Origin of the sequence: Andreprevotia sp. IGB-42 (assembly GCF_009848685.1) — a bacterium.
GTDB lineage: Bacteria > Pseudomonadota > Gammaproteobacteria > Burkholderiales > Chitinibacteraceae > Andreprevotia.
In genome coordinates this window covers 43,483-69,993 of the sequence record NZ_WXTX01000013.1, presented here as the reverse complement: position 1 = coordinate 69,993, position 26,511 = coordinate 43,483, and the positions used below count along the sequence as shown (strand labels likewise).

Sequence of the window (26,511 nt, the reverse complement as noted above, 5' to 3'; positions counted from 1 at the left end):
AGTGCTTGATCCCCGCCCAGTCAACCTGCTTCGCCTTGCCGGTGTACTGGCTGAGCGGATACATGTCCACACCTGCCAGCACGCTTTGCACTGCAGCCTTGTCGGTAGCGCTATCGTTCTGGAACACGCGCGGAATCACGAAACCGGTATTGGTGCTGGCACGGAATACCTTGCTGATGCCCTTGGGCACCTTGCCCTGCCAGTCCGGCCCCACCAGCAGGTAGAAGCCCGGTTTGGTGCCATACATCTTGCCCAGGTCGGCAAAACTGTCCGAGCGGATGTCCACCACCTAGTATACCCAGAAGCGGTCGCCAAAATCCGGCACCTGCAGCACCACCGGCTCCAGGTCCAGCGCGATGCTGCCAGCACCATACACCACGTCCTGATTCGGGCAGGCCACCAGTCGCTCAGCCGGATCGATGTAATCGGTCAGCATGGACAAGCGGTTGATCGGCGCGATCGGCACGATGCCGCCCATCAGGCCAGGCTCGGGCAAATCCTTGAACGCCAGGCGGCGGTTATAGATATTCGTCATCGGCCACGCCCAGAAATACGCATCACGGGCCACCAGCCGCGCATAAGCCTCGGTGATGCGGGTGCCTGCAACCGGGCCGGCAACCGCAGGTGCGGCAGCGTCCTTTGCGTGCAATACCGGCATGGTCAGGCTACTTGCGGTGGCAAACACTGCAGCAGCGATCAGCGTACGGAATAGGGGCATCGTGGGTTTTCTCAGTCAGTTTTTGAATACGTTGGCAAAGGCATCGCAAGCACCGGGCCGGAATGCCATGGCGGGCATCGTTGCCTGCACAAGCAGCAACGCCGGCGGGCCGTACTTATTTCTGCGGTTCCAGATCACCCGGCTTCCAGCTCTTGTCGAAGAACGGCTGCGTGGGGCCGTACAGGCGCAGGATCACGAAGTAGCCCTTGTCCGGCAGCGTGCGCAGCCAGTTCTTGCCGGCACCGGGCGAGCTGGGGCCAAAATGGATGTCGATGGCGCCATCGGCGTTCTGTGCCGGCTTGTCCATGGTGTTGATCGACGGGAAAGGCTGGCCGTTATCGAGCCCGGATGCGGTGATCGAGTCATACCCGGTCACCGACCAGAACAGTGCCGCCGGAATACCCTTGGGCAGATGCAGCTTGTAATGCTTGCTGCCGGACAAAAACTCGCCATCGGCATCCACGAACGTGGCCGGGTACTTGGCGCCCACATTCACCATGTTCACCGCCATGCCCGGGCTGGCCGAATAGGCGTTGGTAAAGAAGCCGGTACGCGGATCGATGTAATTGAAGGTATCCGCGGTAAAGGTGGCATTGCCGGGAAATACATTCAGCCAGCGGCGGTCTTCGTACCAGGTACCGTTGGACACGATGCTCTGTGGCTCGTAGGAAATGCTGTGGCCGATCTTGGCCGCGGTCCTGGCAGCCTTGTCCAGCAAGCTGCCCACCCTGGCATCCGGGCGGAACGGCCTGCCCTTGATGATGCCCAGCGCCGCCAGCATGCCGCGCATTTCCATATCCTGCGGATCGGCATATTCGTTATCGATGAAGCGCGACAGCATCTCGAATGCCTTGCCATCGGTGGGGTAGAGCATGTTCACCGGCGTTTTCGATGCATTGGGAAACTGCATCGGCTTGGCAGTGGCTTCCTTGCCCAGCGGGTAGATGCGCGTCTGCGCCATCACCTTCACCGGTTCATCCAGCTGCTTCGGGTCTTTGAAGAAACCGCGCCAGAATACGAATACGCCATAGGTACGCGAGCGCAGCGTGTAGTAGCCGGCAGGTATTTCGCCCTTGTAGTCCGGTGGCAGCACCAGGTATTTGCCGCCCTTGCCCTTGTCCGGCCCCGGCAAGCCGACGTCGCCACACCATTGGCGGCCATCGATCGGCCCTTCAGAGCAGATCGGCCGCTGGAAAAAATCGTTCAGGATGCCCTGCAGGCCTGGCGGCACCTCGATCACCATCGGGCCATCTTCTTTCAGGTCCAGGTAGCCCATTGCATAGATCACGTCCGAGTTGGGCGTGGTGACCAGCGTTTTGGCGTTGAGGCGCTCCTTCCAGATCGGCAGCACGTTGTAGCCCTTGCCGAAGGTGCGCTCGGAACCCTCCTTCATGCCGTACATGTTCAGTGCCGGCAGCGCCCATATATAAGACTGCACCGCGCGCTGGAATAGCAACTCGTCCTGCAGCGCCGCCACGGTGGCGCGCGACGGGTAACCATCGGGGAATGGCGCATTGGCCAGTTCGTCGTAACGCGAAGGTGCAGCTGTTGCGGCAGCGCTCGTCATCACGCCGGCGATCAGTACCGCCAGCAGCTGTTTCAGATCAGGCATTGTCTTGCTCCTTGTTGCGGCTCATATGGCCGCAAACCCGCGTTGAATGTGGCATGCGGGCGAAAACCCGCCCGCTGCGGCGGCTGCAGGGCGATCCGGCCTCAGCTGCATTTCTTGTATAGGCAATCAGCAGGAACGCCGACATGCCGCTGCAAGCAGACAAGCCGATTAGCACACGCGAATATTACAAAGAACCAATAGTCCCGTCGGGCAGCCCACCCCGCCTATAGGTGCTTTCCTCAGGCAGAAAAAATGTGGGCTACCAAACGTAAGCCAGCGGCGGCAAGCACAACGGCAACAGCGGCAAGGTTTGCCGGTACCCCTTGAGCGCGCTGGCCAAGCACCTGCATCCAGTGGCTGCAAACCCTTGAATCTGCTGGAAATACGGGTTGGCACGCGGATTGCTTCATGCGTTATCAGCCGGGGCGTCACTTCAATTCTTATGCGCCCTTAAACCTGACTAGGGCTGCACGACCCCCAGCAAGACGGCTCTATCGCAACGTCGTGCCGCCAATCTCGAAAGGGACATTGAGATGCAAGTCATTAACACGAACATTCCATCGCTGAATGCTCAACATAACCTGAACAAGTCACAAGACAGCCTGAATACATCGCTGCAACGACTGTCCTCGGGTTTGCGGATCAACAGCGCCAAGGACGATGCCGCCGGCCTCGCCATTTCGCAACGGATGACCTCGCAGATACGCGGGTCTGACCAGGCGCAACGCAACGCCAACGACGGCATCTCGCTGTCGCAGACGGGCGAAGGCGCACTGGGGCAGATGACCGATATCCTGCAGCGCATCCGCGAGCTGGCAGTGCAATCGGGCAACGCCACCAACTCCAGCAGCGACCGCGCCGCCATCAACTCCGAAGTATCGCAGTTGACGTCGGAACTCGACCGCTTCGCGCAAACCACCCAGTTCAACGGGCAGAAACTGTTCGATGGCACGTTTACCGCCGCCATCTACCAGGTGGGCGCCAACGCCAACGAAACCATCACTGCGACCACGGCCAACCTGCGTACCAACCAGTACGGCACGTACCAGATCGGCGATGGCAACGGTACCGGCGCACTGGCCATCAGCAACCGGGCTGCTTCGGGCGTGGCGTTCGCGCCGGGCGCTACCGGCTCGGTGAATGCGGCCGGCGTGGCGGTAACCGCCTCGGGCACGTTCAGCATCAATGGCGTGAGCATCTCGGTGAACGATACCGACATGGCCAACGACATTGCCGCCAAGATCAACCAGGCCAATACCGGCGTGAAAGCCAGCGCCCGCACGGAAACCGTGCTGACCATGGGCTCCGGCGCATTCACGCTGTCAGTGGCTTCCAAGAGCAGCACCTTCCAGTCGGTGACGTTCAACATTGCCGATGCCAACGGCAACGGCACCATCGAGGCCGATGAATACCAGCAGGCGGTATCGGCGTTCAACGCCAAATCGTCGTCCACCGGCGTGACCGCGCAGGTACAGGTATTCCAGAACACAGTGGGTACCACCAGCTACGGCGTGAAACTGGTGGCGGATGACGGGCAGAACATCGTGCTCGGTTCGTCCAGCGGCATCGCCAGCGGTTTCGGCGGCGCGCTCACGCAATGGAACTACGATCCGGCATCGTCCAATGGTTCGTCGCAACGGCTGGCCAGCGGCTCGGTCTTCACTGCCGGTGCCACCGGTACGGCCTACTTTGCCGGCCAGGTGGTGCTCAACTCGGCCACGTCGTACTCGCTCACCACCAATACCGCGGCATTCGGCTCCGGCGTGTTCTTTACCGGCGCCAATCCGCCGGCGGGTTCGGTCAGCGGCATGGTGTTCGGTTCGGGCGTGTCGTACCAGGCCGACCTGAAGACGGTGGAAAAGCTCGATGTCTCCACCGTGGAAGGCGCCACCCAGGCACTGCGCGTGGTTGACGATGCACTGACGCTGATCAACGACCAGCGTGCCAAGTTCGGTGCACTGCAAAGCCGCTTCTCGGCAACGATCGCCAACCTGGCCACCAATTCGGAGAACCTGAGTGCGGCGCGCAGCCGCATCCAGGACACCGACTTTGCCCAGGAAACCGCCACGCTGACCCGTGGGCAGATCCTGCAGCAGGCTGGCACCGCCATGCTGTCGCAGGCTAACCAGTTGCCGCAGCAGGTATTGTCGCTACTGCAGCGCTAAGCGGCGCAGCAGCTCGAAAAGGGACGGTTCGCCGTCCCTTTTTTTCGCTGCGCGATCGCGCAGAGTATGTGCTAACCTGCCTGTAGTTTTTCAGCGAGTTTCCAAGCATGGCCAAAGGTAATGTATTCGTGGTCACCGCGCCGTCCGGCGCCGGCAAGACGACCCTGGTCGCAGCGCTGCTGGCTGCAGATCAAAATGTTCAGCTGTCCATTTCGTTCACCACGCGTGCTCCGCGCTCGGGCGAGCTCGATGGCAAGGACTACCATTTCGTCGGGCGTCCCGAGTTCGAGCGCATGATCAACTCGGGCGAGTTGCTTGAACACGCCGAGGTGTACGGCAATTACTACGGCACCTCGCAGGTGTGGATCAACGAGGTGATCGAGAACGGCCGCGACATCCTGCTGGAAATCGACTGGCAAGGCGCGCAGCAGGTGCGCCGGCTGTTCCCGCAATCGATCGGCCTGTTCGTGCTGCCGCCGTCTGTAGACGTGCTGGAAACGCGCCTGCGCAACCGTGGCAAGGATGACGAAGCCACCATCGCCCGCCGCATGTCTGCCGCGCGCGAGGAAATCAGCCATGTGGACGAATTCGATTACGTGATCGTCAACGAGCATATCGACGAGGCGGTGCGCGACATCGTCAGCATCGTGCGCGCCGAGCGTTTGAAGCTGCCGCGCCAGAGCACACGTCACGTTGATCTGATCAGCAGCCTTAAAGGCTGAACCCGGCCGCCGGGTCTGGTAGAATGGTTTTTTCGCCGCCTGCGGGCGGCGCTGTTTTTGGAGAATGATCATGGCCCGTGTCACCGTTGAAGATTGCCTGCACAACATCGATAACCGCTTCGACTTGACTTTGGCAGCCGCGTACCGCGCCCGCCAGCTCGCCAACGGCTCCACCCCGCAAGTAGACCACCCGGGCCGCGACAAGCCCACCGTACTGGCACTGCGTGAAGTGGCAGCCGGCGTTGTTGGCCGCGAGATGCTGGCCCGCCGCAGCTGATCAAAGGCAGCCCATGGCCGCACTGGCTGCGCACGACGTACCCGAACTTGCGGCCATGGCGCCGCACGTGCTGGATGCGGCCAACCACTTCCTGACCGAAGAAACGCAATACCTGAAGCCCGAGGACCGCGAGATGCTGGCCCGGGCTTTTGTTTTTTCCGAAGCCGCACACCGCGACCAGAAGCGCCAGTCTGGCGAGCCATATATCTCGCACCCGCTGGCCGTGGCCAGCATGCTCACCGCCTGGCATCTGGACGCACAGGCGCTGGCCGCCGCGCTGATGCACGACGTGATGGAAGACACCGGCGTTTCCAAGCTGGAAATCACCGAGAAGTTCGGCAAGCCAGTGGCCGAGCTGGTCGACGGCATGAGCAAGATCGACAAGCTCGAATTCCAGAGCAAGGAAGAAGCGCAGGCGGAGAACTTCCGCAAGATGCTGCTGGCAATGGCGCGCGACGTGCGCGTGATGATCATCAAGCTGGCAGACCGGCTGCACAACATGCGCACCATGGATGCGATGCGGCCGGACAAGCAAAAGCGCATTGCCCGCGAAACCATGGACATCTATGCGCCGATTGCCAACCGCATCGGCCTGAATGCGGTGTACCAGGAGCTGGACGACCTGTCGCTCAAGTACCTGCACCCGCGCCGCTACAGCGTGCTGTCCAAGGCGCTGAAAGCCGCGCGCGGCAACCGCCGCGAAGTGGTGAGCAAGATCCTGGACGGCATCAAGCACAAGCTGGCCGATGCGCATATCGAAGCGCATGTATCCGGGCGCGAAAAGAACCTCAACAGCATCTATCGCAAGATGCTGGAAAAGCAGCTGAGCTTTTCCGAAGTGCTGGATATCTATGCGTTCCGCGTGATCGTCAAGGACATCCCCACCTGTTACCTGACACTGGGCGCACTGCATGCGCTGTACAAGCCCATTGCCGGCAAGGTGAAGGACTACATCGCCATCCCCAAGTCGAACGGCTACCAGAGCCTGCACACCACACTGTTCGGCCCGTATGGCACGCCGATCGAAATCCAGATCCGCACACAGGAAATGCACCGCATTGCGGATGCCGGCGTGGCCAGCCACTGGATGTACAAGAGCGGCGACGACAGCATCTCGGACGTGCAGAAGAAAACCCACCAGTGGCTGCAGAGCCTGCTGGAAATCCAGTCCGAATCGGGCGATGCGGCCGAGTTCCTCGAACACATCAAGGTCGACCTGTTCCCGGATCAGGTTTACGTGTTCACGCCCAAGGGCAAGATCCTCAACCTGCCGCAAGGCGCCACCTGTGTGGACTTTGCGTACGCGGTGCACACCGACATCGGCAACCGCTGTATTGCCGCCAAGATCAACCACGAGCTGGTGCCGCTGCGCTATCACCTGAAAAACGGTGACCAGGTCGAAATCATCACCGCCGCCCATGCCAAGCCCAACCCGAGCTGGCTGACTTTCGTCACCACCGGCCGTGCGCGTGGCCATATCCGCCACTTCCTCAAGACCATGCGTTTTGATGAATCGGTGCAACTGGGCGACCGCCTGCTGGCCAGCGCCTTTGCCAGCCTGCACCTGTCGCCGGACATCGCTACCGACGACGTATGGGAGCGCTATTTCAAGGAAAGCAGCGCGCGCAATCACGACGATGTGCTGGCCGAACTGGGCCTGGGCAAGCGCCTGCCGGTGATGGTGGCCAAGCGCCTGGCGCAACTGGCCGGCCAGTGGAAGGAAGAAGCCCCTGCCAACCGCAAAGGCCCGGCGGTGACCATACGCGGCACCGAAGGCATGGCCATCCAGTTTGCCCGCTGCTGCAACCCCATCCCGGGCGACCCCATTCTGGGTCTCGTCAAGAAAGACCAGGGCCTCATCATCCACACTCATGATTGCCCGGTGCTGTCCAAGGGCCGTGTCGATACCGAGAAACTGATCGACGTGGAGTGGGATCCGGAAGTCACCCGGCTGTTCGACGTGCCCATCCGCATCCTGGTGGACAACGCCCGCGGCGCGCTGGCCACCATTGCCGCCGCCATTGCCGAGCAGGATGCCAACATCGCCGCCGTCTCCACGCAGGAGCCGGAAGACGACGATGCCCGCTACATGCAGATCCAGTTCACGCTGCAGGTGAACAACCGCCAGCACCTGGCCAAGATCCTGCGTGGCCTGCGCAGCCTGCCCAACGTCTACCGCATCAACCGCGCGCGCAACTGAACTTCGCCCATCCCCGTTGCCAGCGCGCGGCGGCCAGCGTGGTAAAATCGCGCATCCCAACGCTGTGCGAACCCTGCCGTGATCCAGCTTTCCATCAATGGCGAAGCCCGCCCCTTCCCCGCCGCGCTGACAGTACTGCAACTGGCCGAGCAGCTTGAGCTGATCGGCAAGCGTTTTGCCGTCGAGGTCAACGGCGAGATCGTACCCAAGCGCCTGCATGCCGAAACCACGCTCAACGATGGCGACAGCCTTGAACTGGTGGTCGCCGTCGGCGGTGGCTAAGCACTGCGCGCACGTTCCACTCCCATCCCCACGCTTTCCAAGAGCCCACGATGACCGATTTGTTCCAGATTGCCGGTAAAACCTATCACTCCCGCTTGCTGGTCGGTACCGGCAAATACAAGGATTTCGACGAAACCCGCGCTGCCATCGTCGAATCGGGTGCCGAGATCGTCACCGTGGCCATCCGCCGCGTGAACATCGGCCAGACCGCGGGTGAGCCCAGCCTGCTCGATTACCTGCCGCCTTCCGAATTCACCTACCTGCCCAATACCGCCGGCTGTTACAGCGCCGATGACGCCATCCGCACGCTGCGCCTGGCGCGCGAGCTGCTGGACGATCACAAGCTGGTGAAGCTGGAAGTGCTGGGCGACCCGCAAACGCTGTACCCGAACATCCGCGAAACCCTCAAGGCCGCCGAAGTGCTGGTGAAAGAGGGCTTCGACGTGATGGTGTACACCTCGGATGACCCCATCGTGGCGCGCGAGCTGGAACAGATCGGCTGCTGCGCGATCATGCCGTTGGCATCGCTGATCGGCTCCGGCATGGGCATCCTCAACCCGTGGAATCTGCGCCTGATCATCGAGCAGAGCCAGGTGCCGGTACTGGTCGACGCTGGCGTGGGCACCGCATCGGACGCCACCATCGGCATGGAGCTGGGCTGCGACGGCGTACTGATGAACACCGCCATCGCCGGCGCGCGCGATCCGATCCGCATGGCCCGGGCGATGAAGCTGGCGGTCGAATCCGGCCGTGAAGCCTTTCTGGCCGGCCGCATGCCCAAGAAGCTGTACAGCGGCGACCCCAGCAGCCCGCTGGCCGGCCTGATCGCCACCAAGTAAACGGAAGCTGCGATGGCCACCTCCGTCCGCTACGCCAGCCTCGATGACCTCGCTGCGCTGACCCCGCTGTTCGATGCCTACCGGGTGTTTTACCGCGAGGCCAGTAACCTGGCCGCATCGCGCGCCTTCCTGCAACAGCGGCTGGCACTGAACGAATCCGTGCTGCTGCTGGCCGAAATCGATGGTGTGGCCAGCGGTTTCATCCAGCTCTACCCGCTGTTCAGCTCCGCCAGCATGGCGCGCATCTGGCTATTGAACGATCTGTTCGTGACCGAATCAGCACGCGGACAGGGCGTGGCGCGGGCGTTGATGGAGAAGGCGCGGCAACATGGGGTTGCGACCGGAGCATTACGGCTGGAGCTGTCCACCGCCCATGCCAATCTGGCAGGTCAGGCGCTGTATGAATCACTGGGTTATCAACTGGACCAGGAGTTCCGTTACTACGCGCTGGCACTGTAGTTACGAATTTGCAAAGTACTGGAGCATGGCCGCATTACTCAGACATGGAGCCGTTATCTGGTTAGCGCCTGCGGCGCGCTGTTTGGGGCGGGAATGCGTCCCGCTGGCCGCCCTACTTTTCTTGCTTCGCCAAGAAAAGTAGGGCGGCCATCCGACCGCGGAAGGCGCCCCAAAACACCGCGCCGCAGGCGCTGAACCATGGCTCACTCACATGAGCAAGCAGCAATAGCTCAAAGCGGAAGAGCCTTCATAGCCGCTATCGCGGCTTATACCCCGATCACCCCGCCATCCTCTCGTGTAATCGCCAGCGTTGCCGAGCGTGGCCGGCCGCCGGTCGGGCCGTCCGGCCAGGTCGAAATCGCCTGCGGCTTGGCCGGGTCGTTGCGCTCGCTCGCCGGCTCGCCCGGGTGCTGGATGTTCACGAACAGCGTCTTGTGATCACCGCTGAAAGTGATCCCCGTCAACTCGCAACCACGCGGCCCCACCAGGAAGCGGCGCACCTCGCCGGTCTGCGGGTTGGCCGCCAACATCTGGTTATTACCCATGCCCGCGTATTCCTTGGCATTGATGGTGGTGGTCGATACGTCGGTCTGCAGCCACAGGATGCCGGTCTCCGCGTAATACAGGCCATCCTGGCTGCCGAAAATATCGCCCTTGATATTGCCGCGATGGTTAGGGTCCTTGGCATCCGGGTTGCCGGCCAGTGCGAACAGGCTCCAGTTGAACGAGGTCGCAGTCGGGTCGTTGCCCGCCTCCACCCAGCGGATGATCTGGCCAAACAGGTTGTTGGCGCGCGGGTTGGCGGCATCCACACCCGGCTTGCCTTCCTTGCCGCGATCATTGTTGTTGGTCAGCGTGCAGAACACCTCCCCCGGGTTATGCGGGTTCACCGCTGTCCACTCCGGGCGGTCCATCTTGGTGGCGCCCAGCTTGTCGGCCGCCAGGCGCACCTTGATCAGCAGTTCGCCATGATCGGCAAAGCCGTTTTCTTTGGTCAGCCCGTTCTTGCCATGCGTGAGTTCCAGCCAGCTGCCGCTGCCATCGGCATCGAAACGCGCCACGTACAGCGTGCCTTCATCGAGCAGATCACGGTTGGCCTTGCGGTTGTTCTTGTTCCACGGCTTGGCAGTGACGAACTTGTAGATGTACTCGAACTTTTCATCGTCACCCATGTAGAACACACACTGGCCGGACGGTGCCACCGACAGGCAAGCACCTTCGTGCTTGAAGCGGCCCAGCGCGGTGCGCTTCACCGGCTTGGCATCCGGCTCTTGCGGATCGATTTCCACCACCCAGCCAAAGCGGTTGGGCTCGTTCGGGTTGATTTGCGCATCGAAGCGGAAATCGACATCCACCCATTTGTAGCCGGCGCCTTCGCCTTTCAGGCCATAGCGCTTGGCGTTGAAGCCCTTGGGGTCGCCATTGTCCGACCAGTCGCTGAAATAGCCGTGCCAATTCTCTTCGCAGGTCAGATAAGTGCCCCATGGTGTCCAGCCGTTGGCGCAATTGCCGAAGGTGCCCAGCACCTCGCGGCCGCTCGGGTCATCCGCTGTTTTCAGCAAAGCATGGCCGGCAGCAGGGCCGGACAGCGCGATCGGCGTATCCGCAGTGACGCGGCGCGCGTATTTCGACGGGCGCACCACGTTCCACTTGCCATCGATCTGCTCGACCTCGATCACCGATACGCCGTGCGCTGCCATTGCTTTCTTCTGCTTGTCGGCATTCCAGCCGCTCATGCCGCCCACATGCAGCAGGCCATCGTCGGTGTATTCGTGGTTGATCGCCATCAGCCCGCGCTGGCGCTTGCCGGCGTTGACCAGCGGAAAGTAGCGCATGCCGTCATGGTGCATACCGGCCTGCGCCGCCTGTTCGTGCCAAGTATTGGAGGCATCGCTCTTGAACACCGGCATGTTGCCGGCGATGCCCACCGGATCACCCCACGCGTACAACACCTGTACCTTGTAGCCGGGCGGCACCGTCACCGTGTCATCGGTGCCGAGCGGGATGCCGGCAAAGCCCAGCGCCAGCGGCTTTTTCGATTGCGGCGGTGCGGTGGGCTTGGTGGCGGCGCCCACCAGCATGGGCGAGCCTGCCAGGGTCAGACCGGCCAGCAGCGCACCGCCGCCAGCAAAGAAATTGCGCCGCGACAGCGACAGATCCAGTTGTGCGGCCACGCCGGAGAACAGCGGATTGTCGCTGGGGTTACAGGAAATCGATTTATCGGCAAATGTCTTGGTCATGATGGCCCCGTCGGTTATGCGTGACCGCGGTGCGCAGCATTACCCGGGATATTCCCACTTTTGCCATGGGTATTTCCGGCGCAGGCTATGGCTCACCGCAGTGTGAACCTCGCAGCATGCGCAAACAGAATGACAAGGACATGACACCATGCAGCTCGAAATCTGGTTGGCTTTCGTTGCAACCACGCTGTTCATTTCCGGCACGCCCGGCCCCAACATGCTGCTGATGCTCAGCCATGGCACGCGCTATGGCTGGCGCGCCACACTGGCCACGATGAGCGGTGCACTGCTGGGGCTGGCGCTACTGTTCACGCTGTCAGCGTTTGGCCTTGCTGCCATCCTCAAGGCATCCGCCACACTGTTCCTGCTCTTGAAACTGGTGGGCGCTGCCTACCTGATCTATCTGGGCGTGCAGTGCTGGCGTGCCGGCGAATCGCTGTCCTTGCCGCAGGCAAAAAGCGATAGCGCTGCCAGCCGCTTCCGCACCGGCCTTGCGGTGGCATTGTCCAACCCCAAGGCCATCCTGTTCGCGGGGGCATTCCTGCCGCAATTCATCACCGCAGATCGGCCACAGGGCCGGCAATGGCTGATCCTGCTGTGCACCTTCTTCGTGATCGAAGCCGTGTGGCAGGTAGCCTATGCCGCCGGCGGCACCGGCCTGGCCAACTGGTTGCGCCATCCCGGCCGCATCCGCGTGTTCAACCGCAGTTGCGGCAGCGCATTCTTTGCTGTTGCCGGCGCGCTGGCCTTTGCACGCCGCTGATGCCGCCAGCGCGGCAGATCGCCGCCACTTGCCGTAAGCGGTGCTAGCCGGCGCTGCCTATACTGCAGCAACTATCCCATGGGAATGCCGGCATGAACGCGCTCAATCACTGGTCGTTGCGCAGCAAGGTGCTGGCTGCGGCGGCCATTGCCATCTTCATCGGTTTTTCCATCACCATCGGCCTGATCGCCACCACGGTTTACCAGGATGCCCGTGCAGTCGGCTATCAGCGTGCCACCGAAGAAGCGCATGCCTATGCCGGCAAGGTGGAAGACTACTTCAGCAATGGCTTCAACCTGCCCCGCCATCTGGCATCGGCCATCCAGGGCTTCCAGATTGCCGGCGCAGTGCCCGAGCGCAAGGCGCTGGACCAGATGATATTGCGCCTGCTGGGTGATTACCCGGATGCCTCCGGCCTGTGGACGATCTGGGAGCCGAACGCGCTGGACGGCAAGGACGATGCCTATCGCGCCGACCAGCCGCATCACGATCCCAGCGGGCGCTATTCGCCGTACATGACGCGCAGCGCAGACGGCAAGATCACGCAGGACCAGATGGTGGCCGGCGAACAGGCCAAGGGGCTGGCTGACTTTGCATCGCACCCGCAAGACTACAAGCCACCCTATGAAGCACCCGGCTGGGGTGATTTCTACTACGTGCCCAAGCAGCGCCAGCAGGACACTGTCACCGAGCCCTACCCGTACGAGGTACAAGGCAAGAAAGTGCTGATGTCCTCGCTGGTAACCATCATCAAGGACAGCAACGGCAAGTTTGCCGGCGTAGCTGCGGTCGACTTGCCCCTGGTCAGCCTGCAGGGCCTGTTTGCGCAGATCAAGCCCATGGGCACCGGCCATGTGGAGCTGCTCTCCAACGGCGGCATGATGGTGGTGGACGAAGAAACCGACACCATCGGCAAACCGGCCGATCCGAAAAACTACCCGGATGGCTTTGCCGACAATATCAAGGCGGGCAAGGCGTTCGAATTCGAGCGCGATGGCGAACTGCACATCTACCGCCCGATCAAGGTGGGCAATACCGGCCAGAACTGGTCGCTGGGCGTAGCCATTCCCATTTCGGCCATCGTGGCGGATGCCGCAGCGGCACGCAACAAGGCCATCGTGGTGGGCATCGTTGCGCTGGCGGCCATTCTGGTGGCGCTCAGCGTGCTGCTGACCGCGTTGACGTTGCCACTCAAGCGCCTGGCAGTGGCGATGGAAGAACTGGCCGGTGGCGAAGGTGACCTCACCCGCCGCCTGACAGTCAGCAGCCGCGATGAAATCGGCCGTACCAGCGATGCGTTCAACCGCTTCATTGGCCGCCTGCAGGACATGTTCCGCGAGGTACGCACGCAAAGCGATGCAGTGGGCGGTGCCACCGGCCAGCTCAACCGCAGCGCGCAGGAAGTAGCACGGGCCTCGGGCGAACAGAGCGAGGCAGCGACGGCCACCGCAGCCAGTGTCGAGGAAGTGACGGTCAGCATCCAGCATATCGCCAACAGCAGCAGCGAGTTTGCCCGCATCGCGCGCGAGGCCGGCAACACCACCAATCACGGCCAGCAACTGGTGGAGCGTGTGGCCGGCGCGATCGAAACCCTGAACGAGCGCATCGGCAATCTTGCACAAACGATGCAGAACCTCGATACCGAATCCAACAAGATCAACCACATCGTGCAGGCGATCAAGGAAATTGCCGATCAGACCAATCTGCTGGCGCTGAATGCATCAATCGAGGCCGCACGCGCTGGCGAGCAGGGCCGCGGCTTTGCGGTGGTGGCGGACGAAGTACGCAAACTGGCCGAGCGCACCGGCTCTGCCACCGTGGAAATCAGCCAGATCGTGGTGGAAATCCAGCGCGAGATCGGCGCTGCGGTGGGGGGGGTCAGCCATGCGCAGGAGCAGATCAGCAGCAGCGTGGCGCTATCGCGCGAGGCATCGGGCGCCATAGGCGAAGTACGCAACGGCACCGGCATGCTGGTGGACAATGTTTCGACCATTGCCGATGCAACGCGCGAGCAAGCCACGGCCAGTACCGATATCGCCCATAACGTCGAGCGTATCAGCAGCATGACGCAGGTGAACAACGATGCCATCGCCCAGGTATCGCAGGCGGTGGCGCACCTGGAAACACTGGCGGGCACGCTGCGCGAGATCGTCGGCCGTTTCAAGCTCTGATCGCGCGTGGTGAATGCACGCAGCACCCGGCGGCAGGGTTCACCTGCTGCCGGTGCGGGCTGCTTTTACTTGGCCATGCTCAGCGTGTCATCCCACATGATCTGGTTGCGCCCGGCGGCCTTGGCGCGGTACAGCTGCTGATCGGCCGCACGGTAGCGCTGCGCATCGTCGATGTCAACGCCCGCATGCAGGCCGATGCTCACCGTCACGCACTGTTGCGTGGTGCTGACTTCATGCGGAATGCCCAGCGAGGCCACCGCCGCCAGCCCGCGCTCCGCAACCGACAGTGCACCTTCCAGATCGGTTTCCGGCATCAGGATGGCGAATTCTTCGCCGCCCACGCGTGCCACCAGGTCCGACGCGCGACGCAGGCTGCCTGCCAGCGCATTGGAGACCATGTTCAGACATTCATCACCCTTGGGGTGGCCATAATGATCGTTGTAACGCTTGAAGTGATCGATATCGATCAGCGCCAGCCCCAGCGACAGCCCGTGGCGGCGATGGCGCTGCACTTCCAGCCGCAGCGCCTCGTCAAAATGCCGGCGGTTGGCAAGGCCGGTAAGGGCATCGGTAATCGCCAGCCGCTGCAGCAGCTCGCGGTTGCGCTTGAGCTCCAGGTGGTTGCGAACGCGCGCACGTACCGATGCGGCGGTGAACGGCTTGGCAATGTAATCGACCGCCCCCACGCCGAAACCCAGCTCCTCTTGTGCCGGCTGCCCCAGCGCAGTAATGAAGATCACCGGTATTCCCGCGGTGCGCGGATCTGAGCGGATGCGGGTGCAGACTTCAAAACCGTCGATATCCGGCAGCATCACATCGAGCAACACCAGATCGGGCAACGGGCCATCCTGCATGGCGGCCAGCGCATCGATGCCCGTCATGGCAAAGCGCAATTCGTAATGGGGGTCCAGCACGGCGGCCAGTGCTTCGATATTGGCGGGCTCGTCATCAACGACGAGGAGTGTGGCTTGCGGCATGGATCGCATCATTTCACCTTGGAATGCACAGGCCGTTCCTCGCCGGGCAACAGCAGCGGAACGATCCCTGCCAGTATCGTACGGGCACTGACATAGTCGAGTTGTTCGATGGCAGCGGCCAGCTTTGCCGTTGCAGCTGCATCGGCAGCAGCAAGCAGCGGCTCGGCATAGCGGAACTGCTGGCGCGCGCTCAGGCTGCGCAGGCGCAGCAATTGGTCCAGATCATCAAGCGACGCCGTTGTATCCGGCGATTTCTCCCGGTGGGTCTCGGGCACAGCCGGTGCACCGTCACGCTCGAACTGGTTGATGCTGCTGATCACTTCGATCAACGCACTATCCAGATGCTGCAGCTGTGCGTCCAGCGCGGTATCTCCGCTTTGCAGACGTTGTTCTATTTCGCTGGCAAGACGCGCCACCATGGTGGCCTCCAGCGTGGCGGCCACCCCCTTGAGCGTATGTGCCAGGCGATGCGCGGTTTCCACATCGCCCTGCTGCAGCAGATCACGCAGGCGCACCACTGTGTCGCTGTAACCATCACGCAGGCGCGGCAACACGCGGCGCAACGTTTCTTCCCGTCCGCCCAGGCGCAGCAATGCTGTCGGCAGATCAAGCCCCGGCAGCGATGGCACCCGGGCCATGCTGCGGGGCGTGCCGCCGCCATGCAAACCACTTTGTTCAGAACGTGCCCAGCGCAATGCAGTCTCCACGAGTCGTGCCGGTTCGACCGGCTTGGCCATATGATCGTTCATTCCGGCGGCAAGGCAACGCCGCTGCTCTTCGATCATCGCGTGTGCAGTCAACGCGATGATGGGTAATTCCTCGGCACTGCGCAGCGCGCGGATTTCGCGACAGGCCTGCAGGCCATCCAGTTCAGGCATCTGTACATCCATCAGGACCAGATCAAACCGGCTGGACGGTGCAATTGCAGCACGCACCGCCTCCCGCCCATTGACCGCCAGCTCCACTTCCGCGCCGAGCGACAGCAGCAGCTCCTGCTCGAACTCGCGCAACACCTCGGTATCTTCGGCCAGCAGGATACGCAAGCCTGCCAATGGCATGGGGTTGCCTACCCCCGCGTGCGGCGCCTGCACCGGTTCGGAAATCCCCAATACACGCTGCAACGCATGATGCAGCCGGCGCGGCAGTACCGGCTTGTCGATCACCGGCACCACGCAATCTGCCAACCCCAGCGTCGCATCATGATGCGCCGGTGTGGTCAGCAGCAAGAGTGAAGAATGCCGTTCCCCCAACAACTGAAGCGCTTCGTTGGGGCGCAGCACCGGGTCGCCCGCATCGAGCAGCACCGCATCGAAATCATGATTGCTCTCGCGCGCGGCCAGCAAGCAGGCTCTCGCATCATCGCCATCGGCGGCAACGATCACCGAGCACCCCGCATCGGAAAGCTGGCGGTACAGCGCAGCCGCACAGGCATCCTGCTCTTCCACCAGCAACACGCGCTTGCCCAGCGGCGCAATGGCAGGGGCAAGCTCATCGGCCACATCGAGGATCACCGCAAAATGGAAGGTCGACCCCTGCCCGGGCGCACTGAATACATCGATCTCCCCGCCCATCTGCCGCACCAGTTGCTGGGCGATCATCAGCCCCAGCCCGGTACCGCCATAGCGGCGGGTGGTCGAGCTATCCGCCTGCGTGAACAGGCTGAACAGGCGCTTGCGCTGCTCGTCATTCATGCCGATGCCCGTATCGCGGACCGAAAAACCCAGCTCGATCCGCCCATCCGGCGTCAATGCAGCCAGCACGCGCAGCTCCACCTCGCCGCGCTCGGTGAACTTGAGCGCGTTGTTCACCAGATTGAGCAATATCTGCCCCAGACGCAGCGGATCACCCCGCAACGGCGTGGGCACATGGCCATCGATGGCGAAGACCAGCTCCAGCCGCTTCTCGTCCGCCAGCAACATCACGGTATCGGCCAGTTGCTCGAGTACATCTTCCAGTTCGAAATCGACCACTTCCAGCTGCAGCTTGCCCGCTTCGATCTTGGAAAAATCCAGGATGCTGTTGATGATGCCCAGCAATGACTGCGACGATGCACGGATGCGCGACAGCTGCTCGGACTGGCGCGGCGCCAGATCACTGTCGGCCAGCAGATGCGCATACCCCTGGATCGCGGTCAGCGGCGTGCGGATTTCATGGCTCATGTTGGCGAGGAACTCGCTCTTGGCACGCGCCGCCGCGTTGGCCTGCTCGTTGGCCTGGCGCAGCACCTCGGTCTGCTCGTTCAATTGGACCAGCGCATCACGGAAAACCAGCAGGCTTTGCGCCATCACCGCAATTTCGTCGCTGCCGCGCGCATTGATCGAGACATCGAGCTGGCCACCCGCCAGATCGCGCATATGTTGCGAAATGGTCGACAGGCGCCGCACGATGGAACGCCCCACATACCAGAAACCGATCAGCAGCGACAGCGCCAGTGCCAGCGCGGTGGCCGATCCCAACAACCAGCGACTGCCGGTCAGCCGTTGTTCCAGCGTATCGATCTGGCCGTCCAGCTCGCCTCCCACCGATTGCCCCACCTGGCGTGCCGCGCCCACCAGTTGCTCCGCTGCCTGCCGGTTGCGCTCCACCAGGCCCTGCAGATCACGCACCAGCATCAGTTCGCGGTGGGCGATGTCGAACATGCTGCTGGGCTCCATGCCCAGCGCCTCCAGCCCTTCCAGCTCCTTGCGCACCGCCGCATGGTCGGGCAGGCCGCCCATGTCGGTCAGTGCCTTGCGGGCGCGCTGTTGTGCCTCGCGGTAGCTTTTGCGGATTTCGCTAATACGGGTCTCGTTGCCGGAATGCATGGCCTGACCCAGCAAACCGGCCATCAGGTTCACCTCACCACTCAGCCGCTCTGCCGCAGAAAGCGATGCCACCTGCTGCGAGACCAGCAACACCACGGCATTGGTCGAATCCAGCGTCACCGATTCGCTGCGAGCCAGCAGTTGCAGCGTTGACTTGCGGATCATCGGTGTGGCCAGTTTGTCGAAATCGGCCACCGCCATTTGTACCGTTGCCAGCGGCATGGGCTCCTTGCCACGCGGGCGCAATGTTTCCAGCAGTTTTTGTGTGGCCACGCGCCCTTCCGGGCTGGTTTGTGGCAGCGTCCGCTCCATTTCGCTGAGAATGATGCCAGCGCGGTCGCGCCAGCTGCCACTGTTGTTTTCACTAGCCAGCAGCTGCAAACGGTAGGCATTGGTACGCATCTGCATCAATGCGTGCAGTACGGCGAACTCACTGTCGATCAGGCCATGCACGGCAGCGCCGGCAGCGACCGATGCGCGCCGGGTGGCCGACAGCAGATCGGCGTTGGCGGCGGTCAGCACCGGATCCATCGCTACGATGAAGCGTTGCTGGCCTGCCTCGCTCTGTGCCAGCAACGACTGCATGCGCGCATCCAGCACCAGCCGCTCCCCCACCAGTTGATCGGTTTCGGCCACATTGCGTTTCAGCGTTTCCAGCAGCGTGGCCAATCGGGTATAGCTGCCCTGTCCGGACAGCGGCTGCAGCGAATGCCGCAAACCGGCCAGCGTGAAATCGATGCGTTCCTCGGCCGAGGTTCTGGCCTCCGGGGTGGTCGCGCCCGCCAGCGCACCCAACACTGCAGCCACTTCACGGCTGCCCGCCTGCAACTCTGCAGCAGCAACGGATGCCGGAAAACTGTGATTGGAGACAACCCGATAGGTTTCACTGACCGAGCGGAACGCCCACAACGCCGCACCAGACGCAATCAGCGTACTGGCAGCAGCAAAGCCGAAAGCCAGACGCAGGCGGAATGCGATCGACCGGTAAGCAGAAGCGGGTTGGGCTGACGATCCAGCAGCGTTCATCTTGCTCATCTTTGGACTATTTATATATTTGCTGGCTGCCTATCCGGCACAGGTTAACCATTGTTTGCAGCAAGTGCAGACTATGAACTATGAATGAAATTCGCCAAATCAGCTTCATCTTATCTTTCTTGTATTCTTCATTATTTTGTCCTGATTAGAAAGGAGTCATGATGTCGTCAGCCAAGCCGATCCCCGTCAGCGCCCCGCAAGGCACACCCAGCCTGCGTGCGGCCTATCAGGCCTGGCTCAATGCCAATAGCCCCAGAAGCAACAAACCTGCCGTTACGGCAAGCCGTCCGGAAGGCGCGTTGAAGATAGGCATCGTCGGCGCCGGCATGGCCGGTCTTTATGCCGCGCTGGTCTTGCAGGAAAACGGCCATACCTGTCATCTGTTCGAAGCGCAGCCGGACCGGCTGGGCGGACGCGTGTATACGCATCGCTTCAACGCTGAAAAAAACCAGTACTTTGAAGCCGGCGCGATGCGCCTGCCCGATACCGAAGAACAACAACCGCTGTTCCATCTGGTGGATTACATCAACCAGAAAGTGCCCGCCAGCAAGCGGATCGAACTGATTCCTTACCAGCTTTACGACGACACCGGCGATCTGGTTTTCGTGAATGGCCGGCGCGAATTGTCCGGCCAGACCATGAGCGTGGCGTTTGCCAATGCGCATCCGGAAGCACTGGGCTTTCCGCTCTCGCCGGAAGACCGCAACAAGACCGCCTCGCAATTGCTGGATGAAGCGCTGTCCCCGTTCCTGCAGTTGCTGGAAAAGGACTTCGATGCCGGCTTTGCCGAGATCGTCAAATACGACAACCTGTCGCTGTTTACCTACCTGACTGAACTCAAAGGCTGGTCGATCGAGAAGGTCAACTACGTTGAGACCATGACCTCGGCCACCAACCAGTTCCAGCAAAGCTTTACCGAGCTGGTGATCGAGAGCATGGATTTTTCCGGTGCGCAGTGGAAAACCATTGCCAACGGCATGGACCGGCTGCCCAATGCCTGCGCGGACGTGATCGGCCGCGATCACATCACCATGGACGCGCCGGTACGGAAGATCGAAAACTTGCCGGATGGCCGTGTGGCCGTGCACTACCGCGAGCGCGATGTCCAGGTGTTCGATCGGGTGATCCTGGCGCTACCGCCTGCCGCGGTTCGCATGATCGATACCCCGCAATGGTCTCCGACCAAGACGCAGGGCATACGCGCGATGCACTTCGAGCCGCTGTACAAGATCGGCATGCGCTTCAAGAGCCGCTTCTGGGAAAAAGTGCCGCGCCCTGCCAACGGAGGTCAATCGATCAGCGATCTGCCGTCGCGCTGGTGCGTGTACCCGTCATATGGCATCGGCGACGACGATGCCGGCGTGCTGCTGCTGTACTCGTGGATGACCGATGCATACGACTGGCTGCCGCAACAGGAAGATGAACGCATCCGGCTGGGACTGCGCGATCTGCAGACGCTGTACGAAGGCGTGGTGGATGTGCACGCGGAATTCATCGAAGCGTTTTCGGTAGCCTGGCCGGACAAATGGGCAACCGGTGACGCCATGTTCTTCCCCGGCCAGTTCCGCCGGCTGTTCAATGTGGCACGCGAGAACGAAGGGCACATCTACTTTGCTGGTGAGCACCTGAGCGTGCACCATACGTGGATCGTTGGCGCCATCGATTCGGCGCTGTATGCATGCCAGCAGATACTGGGCGATACGGAGCTTGAACCATTGCATCGCGAAGGCGCTGAACTCGTCGGCAACGATTACGACTATAGTGCGTGCGCAGCTGCCCCTGCACCGTCGAAATAAAAGGAAACCCCCATGCGTACGTTGCTGGCATCGCTGTTGTTGCTGTTCGCTTCGGCCCATCTGCACGCCGAAGAGGAAACGCCAGCACGTACGCTCAAGGTGATCGGCTCATGGAGCATGCTGAGCCAGTATCAGGATTACGAGATGCCTTTCTGGAGCAAGACTGTCCCCGAGATGAGCGGCGGCCGTATCACCACCGAGGTGAATGCCTTCAACGAAATGGGCCTCAACGGCGGTGAAGTGCTGCGCCTGATGAAGCTGGGGCTGACCGATTTCGGCACCACCATCCTCTCCTACGTATCCGAGCAGGACCCGCGTGCCGAAGCCGTCGATCTGGCGGGGCTGACAACCGATCTGGCCGCCAGCCGCAACGTGGCGCATGCCTACATGCCGGTGCTGGATAAATACTTCAAAGCCAGGCACGGTGTTCACGTGCTGGCACTATGGCCTTATTCGGCACAGGAGCTGTTTTGCAGCGGGCCGATCAAGAACCTGAGCGAGCTCAAGGGCAAGAAAGTACGCGTAAGCCTGCGCACCACCAGTGATCTGATCGAAGCGTTTGGCGCCACCACGGTCAACATTCCGTTTGATCTGACCTACGCCAAGGTCAAATCCGGCGAGGTCGACTGCCTGGTCACCGGTACCTTGTCCGCGCATTCCGCAAAAATGTATGAGGTGACCGATCACCTCTACAACCTGCCACTGGGCTGGAGCGTGCTGATGCTGGCCGTGAACAGCAGCAGTTGGGAACAGATCGCCCCGCAAGACAAGGCCACGCTGGAAAAAGGCATTGCGCAGCTGTCTGATCAGCTCTGGCAAGCAGCCAATGCACAAACCGAACTGGGCATCGCCTGCAATAGCGGCGCCGCCAGTTGCACCTTGCCCAATCGCGGCAAGATGACAGTCGTAACCCCCAGCGCCGCAGACAAGGCCAAGCTCAAACAGGTAGTCAAACAGGTGGTGGTCAAGCGCTGGCTCGACCGCTGCGGGCCGGATTGCCGGGAAGAATGGAACAAGACCGCCGGCATGGCTGCGGGCATGAGCATTCCGCAATAGCCCGGGCAGATAGCAAAAAGCGCGGCCAGGCCGCGCTTTTCTTCGTGCGGCTCATGGCAGTCAGCAGCGCACTTCCAGGTTGTCGATCAACCGGGTTTTACCCAGCCGCGCGGCAATCAGGATCACCAGATCGTGATCGGTATGCGTGGCCGGCTTGAGTGTTCTGGCGTTGCGCGTTTCCACGTAATCGATCTCGCTCCAGCCGCGGATACGCAGGTCCGCCACCACTTCAGCAGCCAGCTTGGCATAGTCGCGCTCGCCGCCCAGGATGGCTTTTTCCATGCGTGCCAGATGGTAATGGATGCGGGGTGCCTCGGCCCGCTCGGCGGTGCCCAGATAACCATTGCGGCTGGACAGCGCCAGGCCATCGTCTGCGCGACCGGTATCCACCGGGATGATCTCGATCGGCATGTTCAGCTCTTCCACCATGCTCTTGATCACGAACAGCTGCTGATAGTCTTTCTTGCCGAAACAGGCCACATCCGGCTGCACGCAATTGAACAGCTTGGTCACCACGGTGGCCACACCACGGAAGTGGCCGGGGCGGAATGCACCGCACAACTCATCCTGGATGGCCGGCGGTTCCACCTTGTATTGCTGGATCACGTGCGGATACAGCTCGCGCTCGTCCGGGGCGAACACCACGGCCTGCCCGCACTCGGCAGCGATCAGCTGGGCATCCTGCTCCAGCGTGCGCGGGTAGCGGTCGAAATCCTCGCCCTGCCCGAATTGCAGCCGGTTGACGAAAATGCTGACCACCACCTGATCGGCATGTTTCCTTGCTTCGCGGATCAGCGCCATATGGCCGGCATGCAGGTTGCCCATGGTGGGCACGAAGGCCACGCGGCCTGCGGTCTTGCGCCAGGCGCGCAGCTCGGCAATGGTATGGATGATATGCATGATGGCTACCGGAAAAACGGCCCTCAGGCCGGGATGAAATCAATAGGTTGGGCGCGATACGCGGCAACACAAGTCAGGCGGGTCAGTTGCTCGACCAGTGTTGCTGGCGGGGCATCAAAAATCTGCGGGTAGGTACACTCGCCCGGATGCCGGATTGCGAACGCCAGTTGCTCGTGCGGCGGGTCGAACCGGCAATCGATGCCGGGCTTGTTGCCACGCGCATCACAGCGATACCAGCCGGTGCCGGGCAGATACGCGGCAACAAAGCCGTGCAGGCAATACGGCGCTGCGGCGCCATCCAATGTCAGGCGCTGGTAGCCAAAGCCAGCCGGGATGCCATTGGCGCGCCACAACGCCACCAGCAGATGGGATTTGGCAAAGCAGAAGCCGGTTTTCACCGCCAGCGTTTGCGAAGCGGAACACGGCACTTCTTCGCGGTTGAAATCGATGCAATGCGCAATCTCGTCGCGTACCCAGTCAAAGCAGCGGCCTGCGGTAATCAGCACATCGGGCCCCGCCCGTTGCGCGGCCAGTGCCGCAACCTGCGGGTGCCGGAAATCGATCACATCGCTGGCCGCCAGATAGCGGGCCAGATCGGTTGCCTGCATCAGAAACAGTGCTCGTCAGACGGGAAGGTACCGGCCTTCACCGCTTTAACATACGCTTCCACGGCGGCCTGGATACTGGTTGAGCCCTGCATGAAATTCTTCACGAAACGCGCTTTCTTGCCCGGGTAAACACCCAGCATGTCGTGCATCACCAGCACCTGGCCATCGCAATCGGGCCCGGCACCGATACCGATGGTGGGGATTTCCAGCGATTCGGTCACCGCCCTGGCCACGCGGGCCGGCACCATTTCCATCAGCACCAGCGCGGCGCCGGCACCTTGCAGCGCCAGCGCATCGCGCTTGAGCACTTCGGCCTCGGTATCCGATTTGCCCTGCACCTTGTAGCCGCCATAAGCATTCACCGATTGCGGCTGGAAGCCGATATGCTCGCAAACCGGGATGCCGCGCTGCACCAGGAAATCGACGGTTTCCGCCATCACCATGCCGCCTTCGAGTTTGACCATTTCGGCACCGGCAGCCATCAGCCGCGCGGCATTCTCGAATGCCTGCTGCGGCGATAGCTGGAAGCTGGCGAAAGGCAAATCAGCCAGCACCAGCGCATCACCGGCGCCACGCGCCACGCATTCGGTGTGGTAGATCATCTGCTCCATGGTCACTGCCAGCGTATTACGCTTGCCCTGGATGACGTTGCCCAGTGAATCGCCAATCAGCAGCACATCCACACCGGCTTCGCTCATCAGCGTGGCGAAACTGGCGTCGTAACAGGTCAGCATGGCGATCTTCTGGCCATCCTGCTTCATTTTCTGCAAAGTCGAGAGCGTCGTTTTCATGGGCATTCCATGGAGTTGGCATGTATTCAAGGCCGGAGCGGGCGAGCGGGATGGCGCTGCGCCCGGTCACGGCGTGCAGGCACTTGTGGTGCGCTGCATCATCCAGCTTACACTGACGAAAGTCCCCTACCATCAGGGATTCCGGCAGGTAGCCAGATCATTCTTCGTGCAGGCTGATCGGCTGGCCCGCTACCGAGCCCAGAAAGGCCTTGGCCGCCCCCAGGCCGGGGATCACCACATCCGGGGCGATTTCCAGCAGCGGATTGAGCACGAATGCGCGTTCGGCAATGCGCGGATGCGGCACGGTCAGGCCGGGCTTGCTGATCACGCTGTCGCCGTAAAGCAGCAAATCCAGATCCAGCGTGCGCGGCGCATTGCGGAATGAACGGATGCGGCCATTGATGGCTTCGATGGCAAACAGCGCTTCCAGCAGCTCATCCGCCGACATGCCGGTTTCGAGCAAGGCAACCGCATTGATGAAGTCCGGCTGATCGGCATAACCCATGGCCGGGCTGGCGTAAAAACTGGATACCCGCAGCAGCTCGGTACCCGGCAGGCGGGCCAGCAGTTCGCAGGCGCGGCGCAACTGGCGCGCCGGCTTGCCAAGATTGGCGCCCAGCGCCACGAAAGCACGCGTGCTCATTGCTCCGAACCGCCACCATCGGGCTTGTCGGTCGCCGCTTTTTCGCTGGCGGGCTTGCGGCGCGGCTTCTTGCGGCGTTTCTTGTCACCGGCACCGGCAGCGCCCTTGCCAAGATTGGCCACCATGGCGGCGCGGGTATCCTGATCACAGTACTGGAATTGCGTCCACCACTCGGCCAGCGCCTTGTCGGCCAGGCCGCATTCGGCGCGCAGCACCAGGAAATCGTAACCGGCACGGAAGCGCGGCTGCTCCAGCAGGCGATGCGCACGCATGCCCACACGCTGCTCGAAGCGCGGCTGCAGCAACCAGATTTCCTTCATGGCCGCACTGTAGCGGTTGGGAATGGCCAGCTTTTTCTCGACGCGCGCTTCCACATCGTTCATTGCGTTCACGAGCGCCGGCATCGCATGCTCGCCGGCGGCTTCGTTCTTTTTCCAGCGCAGCTCCACTTCCTGCCACAGCAGCGCGGCAAACAGGAAGCCCGCGGAGACCGGCTTGTCTTCTGCCAGCCGCGTATCGGTGTTTTCCAGCGCCTTTTGCAGGAAAGCGCTGCTTTCCGGGCGCGAGAGCAAGCGATCAAGCAGCGGCAACACATGCTTGTGCAGCTTTTCATCCCGCAGCATGCACATGCATGCCCATGCCTTGCCGGACAGCAGCAGCTTCATCATCTCGTCGAAAATACGTGCCGACGGAATGTTCTCCAGCAGGTCTGCCAGCTCGGCCATCGGCTTGCGCGTGGCGGGGGCGATGGTCAGCCCCAGCTTGGAGGCCAGCCGCACCGCGCGCAGCATGCGAACCGGATCTTCACGGTAACGCTGCACCGGATCGCCGATCATCACCAGCCGCTTCGCTTCGATGTCTTCCACGCCATGATGGAAATCGACGATTTCCTCGGCATTCGGGTCGTAGTACAGCGCGTTGGCGGTGAAATCGCGCCGCGCGGCATCTTCTTCGATGGTGCCGTAGACGTTGTCACGCAGGATGCGGCCCGCATCATCGGTGGGGGCATCGGATGCACCACGGAAGGTGGTAACTTCGATGATTTCCTCGCCGTCGCGGTCGTAGAACGGCACATGCACGATGCGGAAGCGCCGGCCGATGATGCGCGAACGATGGAATACGTGGCGCACCTGCTCGGGCGTGGCACTGGTGGCGACGTCGAAATCTTTGGGGCTTTTGCCCAGCATCAGGTCACGTACCGCACCGCCGACGATATAGGCATCAAAGCCCGCGTCCTGCAGTTTGTCGCACACCTTGAGTGCATTGGAATGCAGCATTTCGCGACGTATGCCCAGATGCTTGGCGTGTAACACCTTCTTGCCTGGACGGCGCAAAACCTTGCCGATCAATTTACGGATCATGAGTTCTTTATTATCTGCGAGTAAGCGCAAAAAACGCATTATACAGAGCGGCGCCGTTGCGACTGTGCCGGTTTGTTATCCGGCGGACTGCC

The 26,511-nt window shown here is 61.8% G+C and carries 20 protein-coding genes and 1 pseudogene; 11 read left to right on the top strand and 10 right to left on the bottom strand.

Features of this window, described 5'->3' with window-relative positions:
- Positions 1-67: 67 nt before the first annotated feature.
- Together IGB42_RS22340 and IGB42_RS17775 are read right to left on the bottom strand one after the other, a co-directional pair.
- Positions 68-535: pseudogene (locus tag IGB42_RS22340) on the bottom strand (DUF1254 domain-containing protein); the annotation flags it as partial.
- A gap of 298 nt (positions 536-833) precedes the next feature.
- Complete coding sequence (locus IGB42_RS17775) at positions 834-2,330, bottom strand: DUF1254 domain-containing protein (protein ID WP_159674174.1); 1,497 nt, start codon at positions 2,328-2,330, stop codon at positions 834-836.
- 533 nt (positions 2,331-2,863) lie between these two features.
- On the opposite strand from IGB42_RS17775, the gene IGB42_RS22580 reads away from it, so the two are divergent.
- From IGB42_RS22580 to IGB42_RS17740, 7 genes are all read left to right on the top strand, one after another.
- Entirely contained in the window at positions 2,864-4,495 is a 1,632-nt protein-coding gene (locus IGB42_RS22580; protein WP_159674172.1) for a flagellin, read from the top strand.
- A 107-nt stretch (positions 4,496-4,602) separates the two neighbouring features.
- Positions 4,603-5,217, top strand: a complete 615-nt coding sequence (gene gmk, locus IGB42_RS17765) for a guanylate kinase (protein ID WP_159674170.1) — start codon at positions 4,603-4,605, stop codon at positions 5,215-5,217.
- Positions 5,218-5,287: 70 nt separating this feature from the next.
- The gene (rpoZ, locus tag IGB42_RS17760; protein WP_159674168.1) at positions 5,288-5,494 is read left to right on the top strand and encodes a DNA-directed RNA polymerase subunit omega; all 207 of its coding nucleotides are present in this window, start codon (positions 5,288-5,290) and stop codon (positions 5,492-5,494) included.
- Between the two features lie 13 nt (positions 5,495-5,507).
- The gene (locus IGB42_RS17755) at positions 5,508-7,694 is read left to right on the top strand and encodes a bifunctional (p)ppGpp synthetase/guanosine-3',5'-bis(diphosphate) 3'-pyrophosphohydrolase (protein WP_159674166.1); all 2,187 of its coding nucleotides are present in this window, start codon (positions 5,508-5,510) and stop codon (positions 7,692-7,694) included.
- Between the two features lie 78 nt (positions 7,695-7,772).
- On the top strand, positions 7,773-7,976 hold the full coding sequence (thiS, locus tag IGB42_RS17750) for a sulfur carrier protein ThiS (RefSeq protein WP_255461518.1): 204 nt from the start codon (positions 7,773-7,775) through the stop codon (positions 7,974-7,976).
- A gap of 50 nt (positions 7,977-8,026) precedes the next feature.
- Positions 8,027-8,815, top strand: a complete 789-nt coding sequence (locus tag IGB42_RS17745; protein ID WP_159674164.1) for a thiazole synthase — start codon at positions 8,027-8,029, stop codon at positions 8,813-8,815.
- A gap of 12 nt (positions 8,816-8,827) precedes the next feature.
- On the top strand, positions 8,828-9,274 hold the full coding sequence (locus tag IGB42_RS17740; protein WP_159674162.1) for a GNAT family N-acetyltransferase: 447 nt from the start codon (positions 8,828-8,830) through the stop codon (positions 9,272-9,274).
- A gap of 266 nt (positions 9,275-9,540) precedes the next feature.
- On the opposite strand, the gene IGB42_RS17735 is transcribed toward IGB42_RS17740, so the two are convergent.
- Positions 9,541-11,514, bottom strand: a complete 1,974-nt coding sequence (locus tag IGB42_RS17735) for a PhoX family phosphatase (RefSeq protein ID WP_159674160.1) — start codon at positions 11,512-11,514, stop codon at positions 9,541-9,543.
- 148 nt (positions 11,515-11,662) lie between these two features.
- Between IGB42_RS17735 and IGB42_RS17730 the strand changes: the two genes are divergently transcribed.
- Positions 11,663-12,277, top strand: coding sequence for a LysE family translocator (locus IGB42_RS17730; protein ID WP_159674158.1), 615 nt, complete (start codon positions 11,663-11,665; stop codon positions 12,275-12,277).
- Between the two features lie 92 nt (positions 12,278-12,369).
- Entirely contained in the window at positions 12,370-14,448 is a 2,079-nt protein-coding gene (locus IGB42_RS17725; protein ID WP_159674156.1) for a methyl-accepting chemotaxis protein, read from the top strand.
- Positions 14,449-14,513: 65 nt separating this feature from the next.
- Here the strand turns inward: IGB42_RS17725 and IGB42_RS17720 are convergent, their stop codons facing one another.
- Positions 14,514-15,425: a diguanylate cyclase gene (locus IGB42_RS17720; protein ID WP_201799993.1), complete on the bottom strand. Its 912-nt coding sequence runs from the start codon at positions 15,423-15,425 to the stop codon at positions 14,514-14,516.
- Between the two features lie 8 nt (positions 15,426-15,433).
- Complete coding sequence (locus tag IGB42_RS17715) at positions 15,434-19,255, bottom strand: response regulator (RefSeq protein WP_159674152.1); 3,822 nt, start codon at positions 19,253-19,255, stop codon at positions 15,434-15,436.
- Positions 19,256-19,425: 170 nt separating this feature from the next.
- Here IGB42_RS17715 and IGB42_RS17710 point away from each other — a divergent pair, with 170 nt between their 5' ends.
- Both IGB42_RS17710 and IGB42_RS17705 read left to right on the top strand, forming a co-directional pair.
- The gene (locus IGB42_RS17710; protein WP_159674150.1) at positions 19,426-21,060 is read left to right on the top strand and encodes an NAD(P)/FAD-dependent oxidoreductase; all 1,635 of its coding nucleotides are present in this window, start codon (positions 19,426-19,428) and stop codon (positions 21,058-21,060) included.
- 12 nt (positions 21,061-21,072) lie between these two features.
- Entirely contained in the window at positions 21,073-22,116 is a 1,044-nt protein-coding gene (locus IGB42_RS17705) for a TRAP transporter substrate-binding protein (protein ID WP_159674148.1), read from the top strand.
- A 60-nt stretch (positions 22,117-22,176) separates the two neighbouring features.
- Here IGB42_RS17705 and panC read toward each other — a convergent pair whose 3' ends face one another.
- From panC to pcnB, 5 genes are all read right to left on the bottom strand, one after another.
- Positions 22,177-23,016: a pantoate--beta-alanine ligase gene (gene panC / locus IGB42_RS17700; RefSeq protein ID WP_159674146.1), complete on the bottom strand. Its 840-nt coding sequence runs from the start codon at positions 23,014-23,016 to the stop codon at positions 22,177-22,179.
- 23 nt (positions 23,017-23,039) lie between these two features.
- Positions 23,040-23,624 carry a transglutaminase family protein gene (locus tag IGB42_RS17695; protein ID WP_159674144.1) on the bottom strand — a complete coding sequence of 195 codons (585 nt, stop codon included), beginning with the start codon at positions 23,622-23,624 and terminating at the stop codon, positions 23,040-23,042.
- Positions 23,624-24,415 (bottom strand): 3-methyl-2-oxobutanoate hydroxymethyltransferase, encoded by a 792-nt coding sequence (gene panB / locus IGB42_RS17690; RefSeq protein WP_159674142.1) that lies wholly within the window; start codon positions 24,413-24,415, stop codon positions 23,624-23,626. Before panB ends, IGB42_RS17695 begins: the two co-directional genes overlap by 1 nt.
- A 157-nt stretch (positions 24,416-24,572) precedes the next feature.
- Complete coding sequence (folK, locus tag IGB42_RS17685) at positions 24,573-25,058, bottom strand: 2-amino-4-hydroxy-6-hydroxymethyldihydropteridine diphosphokinase (RefSeq protein ID WP_159674140.1); 486 nt, start codon at positions 25,056-25,058, stop codon at positions 24,573-24,575.
- Positions 25,055-26,419 carry a polynucleotide adenylyltransferase PcnB gene (gene pcnB / locus IGB42_RS17680; RefSeq protein ID WP_159674138.1) on the bottom strand — a complete coding sequence of 455 codons (1,365 nt, stop codon included), beginning with the start codon at positions 26,417-26,419 and terminating at the stop codon, positions 25,055-25,057. The genes folK and pcnB overlap by 4 nt, the downstream gene beginning before the upstream one ends.
- Between the last annotated feature and the right edge of the window lie 92 nt (positions 26,420-26,511).

What these genes read in the sequence shown, in the direction of transcription:
- IGB42_RS17715 (WP_159674152.1), bottom strand. Translation starts at nt 19,255, where the DNA reads ATGAACGCTGCTGGATCGTCAGCCCAACCCGCTTCTGCTTACCGGTCG.
- IGB42_RS17735 (WP_159674160.1), bottom strand. Translation starts at nt 11,514, where the DNA reads ATGACCAAGACATTTGCCGATAAATCGATTTCCTGTAACCCCAGCGAC.
- rpoZ (WP_159674168.1), top strand. Translation starts at nt 5,288, where the DNA reads ATGGCCCGTGTCACCGTTGAAGATTGCCTGCACAACATCGATAACCGC.
- folK (WP_159674140.1), bottom strand. Translation starts at nt 25,058, where the DNA reads ATGAGCACGCGTGCTTTCGTGGCGCTGGGCGCCAATCTTGGCAAGCCG.
- IGB42_RS17705 (WP_159674148.1), top strand. Translation starts at nt 21,073, where the DNA reads ATGCGTACGTTGCTGGCATCGCTGTTGTTGCTGTTCGCTTCGGCCCAT.
- IGB42_RS17695 (WP_159674144.1), bottom strand. Translation starts at nt 23,624, where the DNA reads ATGCAGGCAACCGATCTGGCCCGCTATCTGGCGGCCAGCGATGTGATC.
- IGB42_RS17710 (WP_159674150.1), top strand. Translation starts at nt 19,426, where the DNA reads ATGTCGTCAGCCAAGCCGATCCCCGTCAGCGCCCCGCAAGGCACACCC.
- gmk (WP_159674170.1), top strand. Translation starts at nt 4,603, where the DNA reads ATGGCCAAAGGTAATGTATTCGTGGTCACCGCGCCGTCCGGCGCCGGC.
- IGB42_RS22580 (WP_159674172.1), top strand. Translation starts at nt 2,864, where the DNA reads ATGCAAGTCATTAACACGAACATTCCATCGCTGAATGCTCAACATAAC.
- IGB42_RS17745 (WP_159674164.1), top strand. Translation starts at nt 8,027, where the DNA reads ATGACCGATTTGTTCCAGATTGCCGGTAAAACCTATCACTCCCGCTTG.
- panC (WP_159674146.1), bottom strand. Translation starts at nt 23,016, where the DNA reads ATGCATATCATCCATACCATTGCCGAGCTGCGCGCCTGGCGCAAGACC.
- panB (WP_159674142.1), bottom strand. Translation starts at nt 24,415, where the DNA reads ATGAAAACGACGCTCTCGACTTTGCAGAAAATGAAGCAGGATGGCCAG.
- IGB42_RS17755 (WP_159674166.1), top strand. Translation starts at nt 5,508, where the DNA reads ATGGCCGCACTGGCTGCGCACGACGTACCCGAACTTGCGGCCATGGCG.
- IGB42_RS17725 (WP_159674156.1), top strand. Translation starts at nt 12,370, where the DNA reads ATGAACGCGCTCAATCACTGGTCGTTGCGCAGCAAGGTGCTGGCTGCG.
- pcnB (WP_159674138.1), bottom strand. Translation starts at nt 26,419, where the DNA reads ATGATCCGTAAATTGATCGGCAAGGTTTTGCGCCGTCCAGGCAAGAAG.
- IGB42_RS17740 (WP_159674162.1), top strand. Translation starts at nt 8,828, where the DNA reads ATGGCCACCTCCGTCCGCTACGCCAGCCTCGATGACCTCGCTGCGCTG.
- IGB42_RS17775 (WP_159674174.1), bottom strand. Translation starts at nt 2,330, where the DNA reads ATGCCTGATCTGAAACAGCTGCTGGCGGTACTGATCGCCGGCGTGATG.
- IGB42_RS17730 (WP_159674158.1), top strand. Translation starts at nt 11,663, where the DNA reads ATGCAGCTCGAAATCTGGTTGGCTTTCGTTGCAACCACGCTGTTCATT.
- IGB42_RS17720 (WP_201799993.1), bottom strand. Translation starts at nt 15,425, where the DNA reads ATGCCGCAAGCCACACTCCTCGTCGTTGATGACGAGCCCGCCAATATC.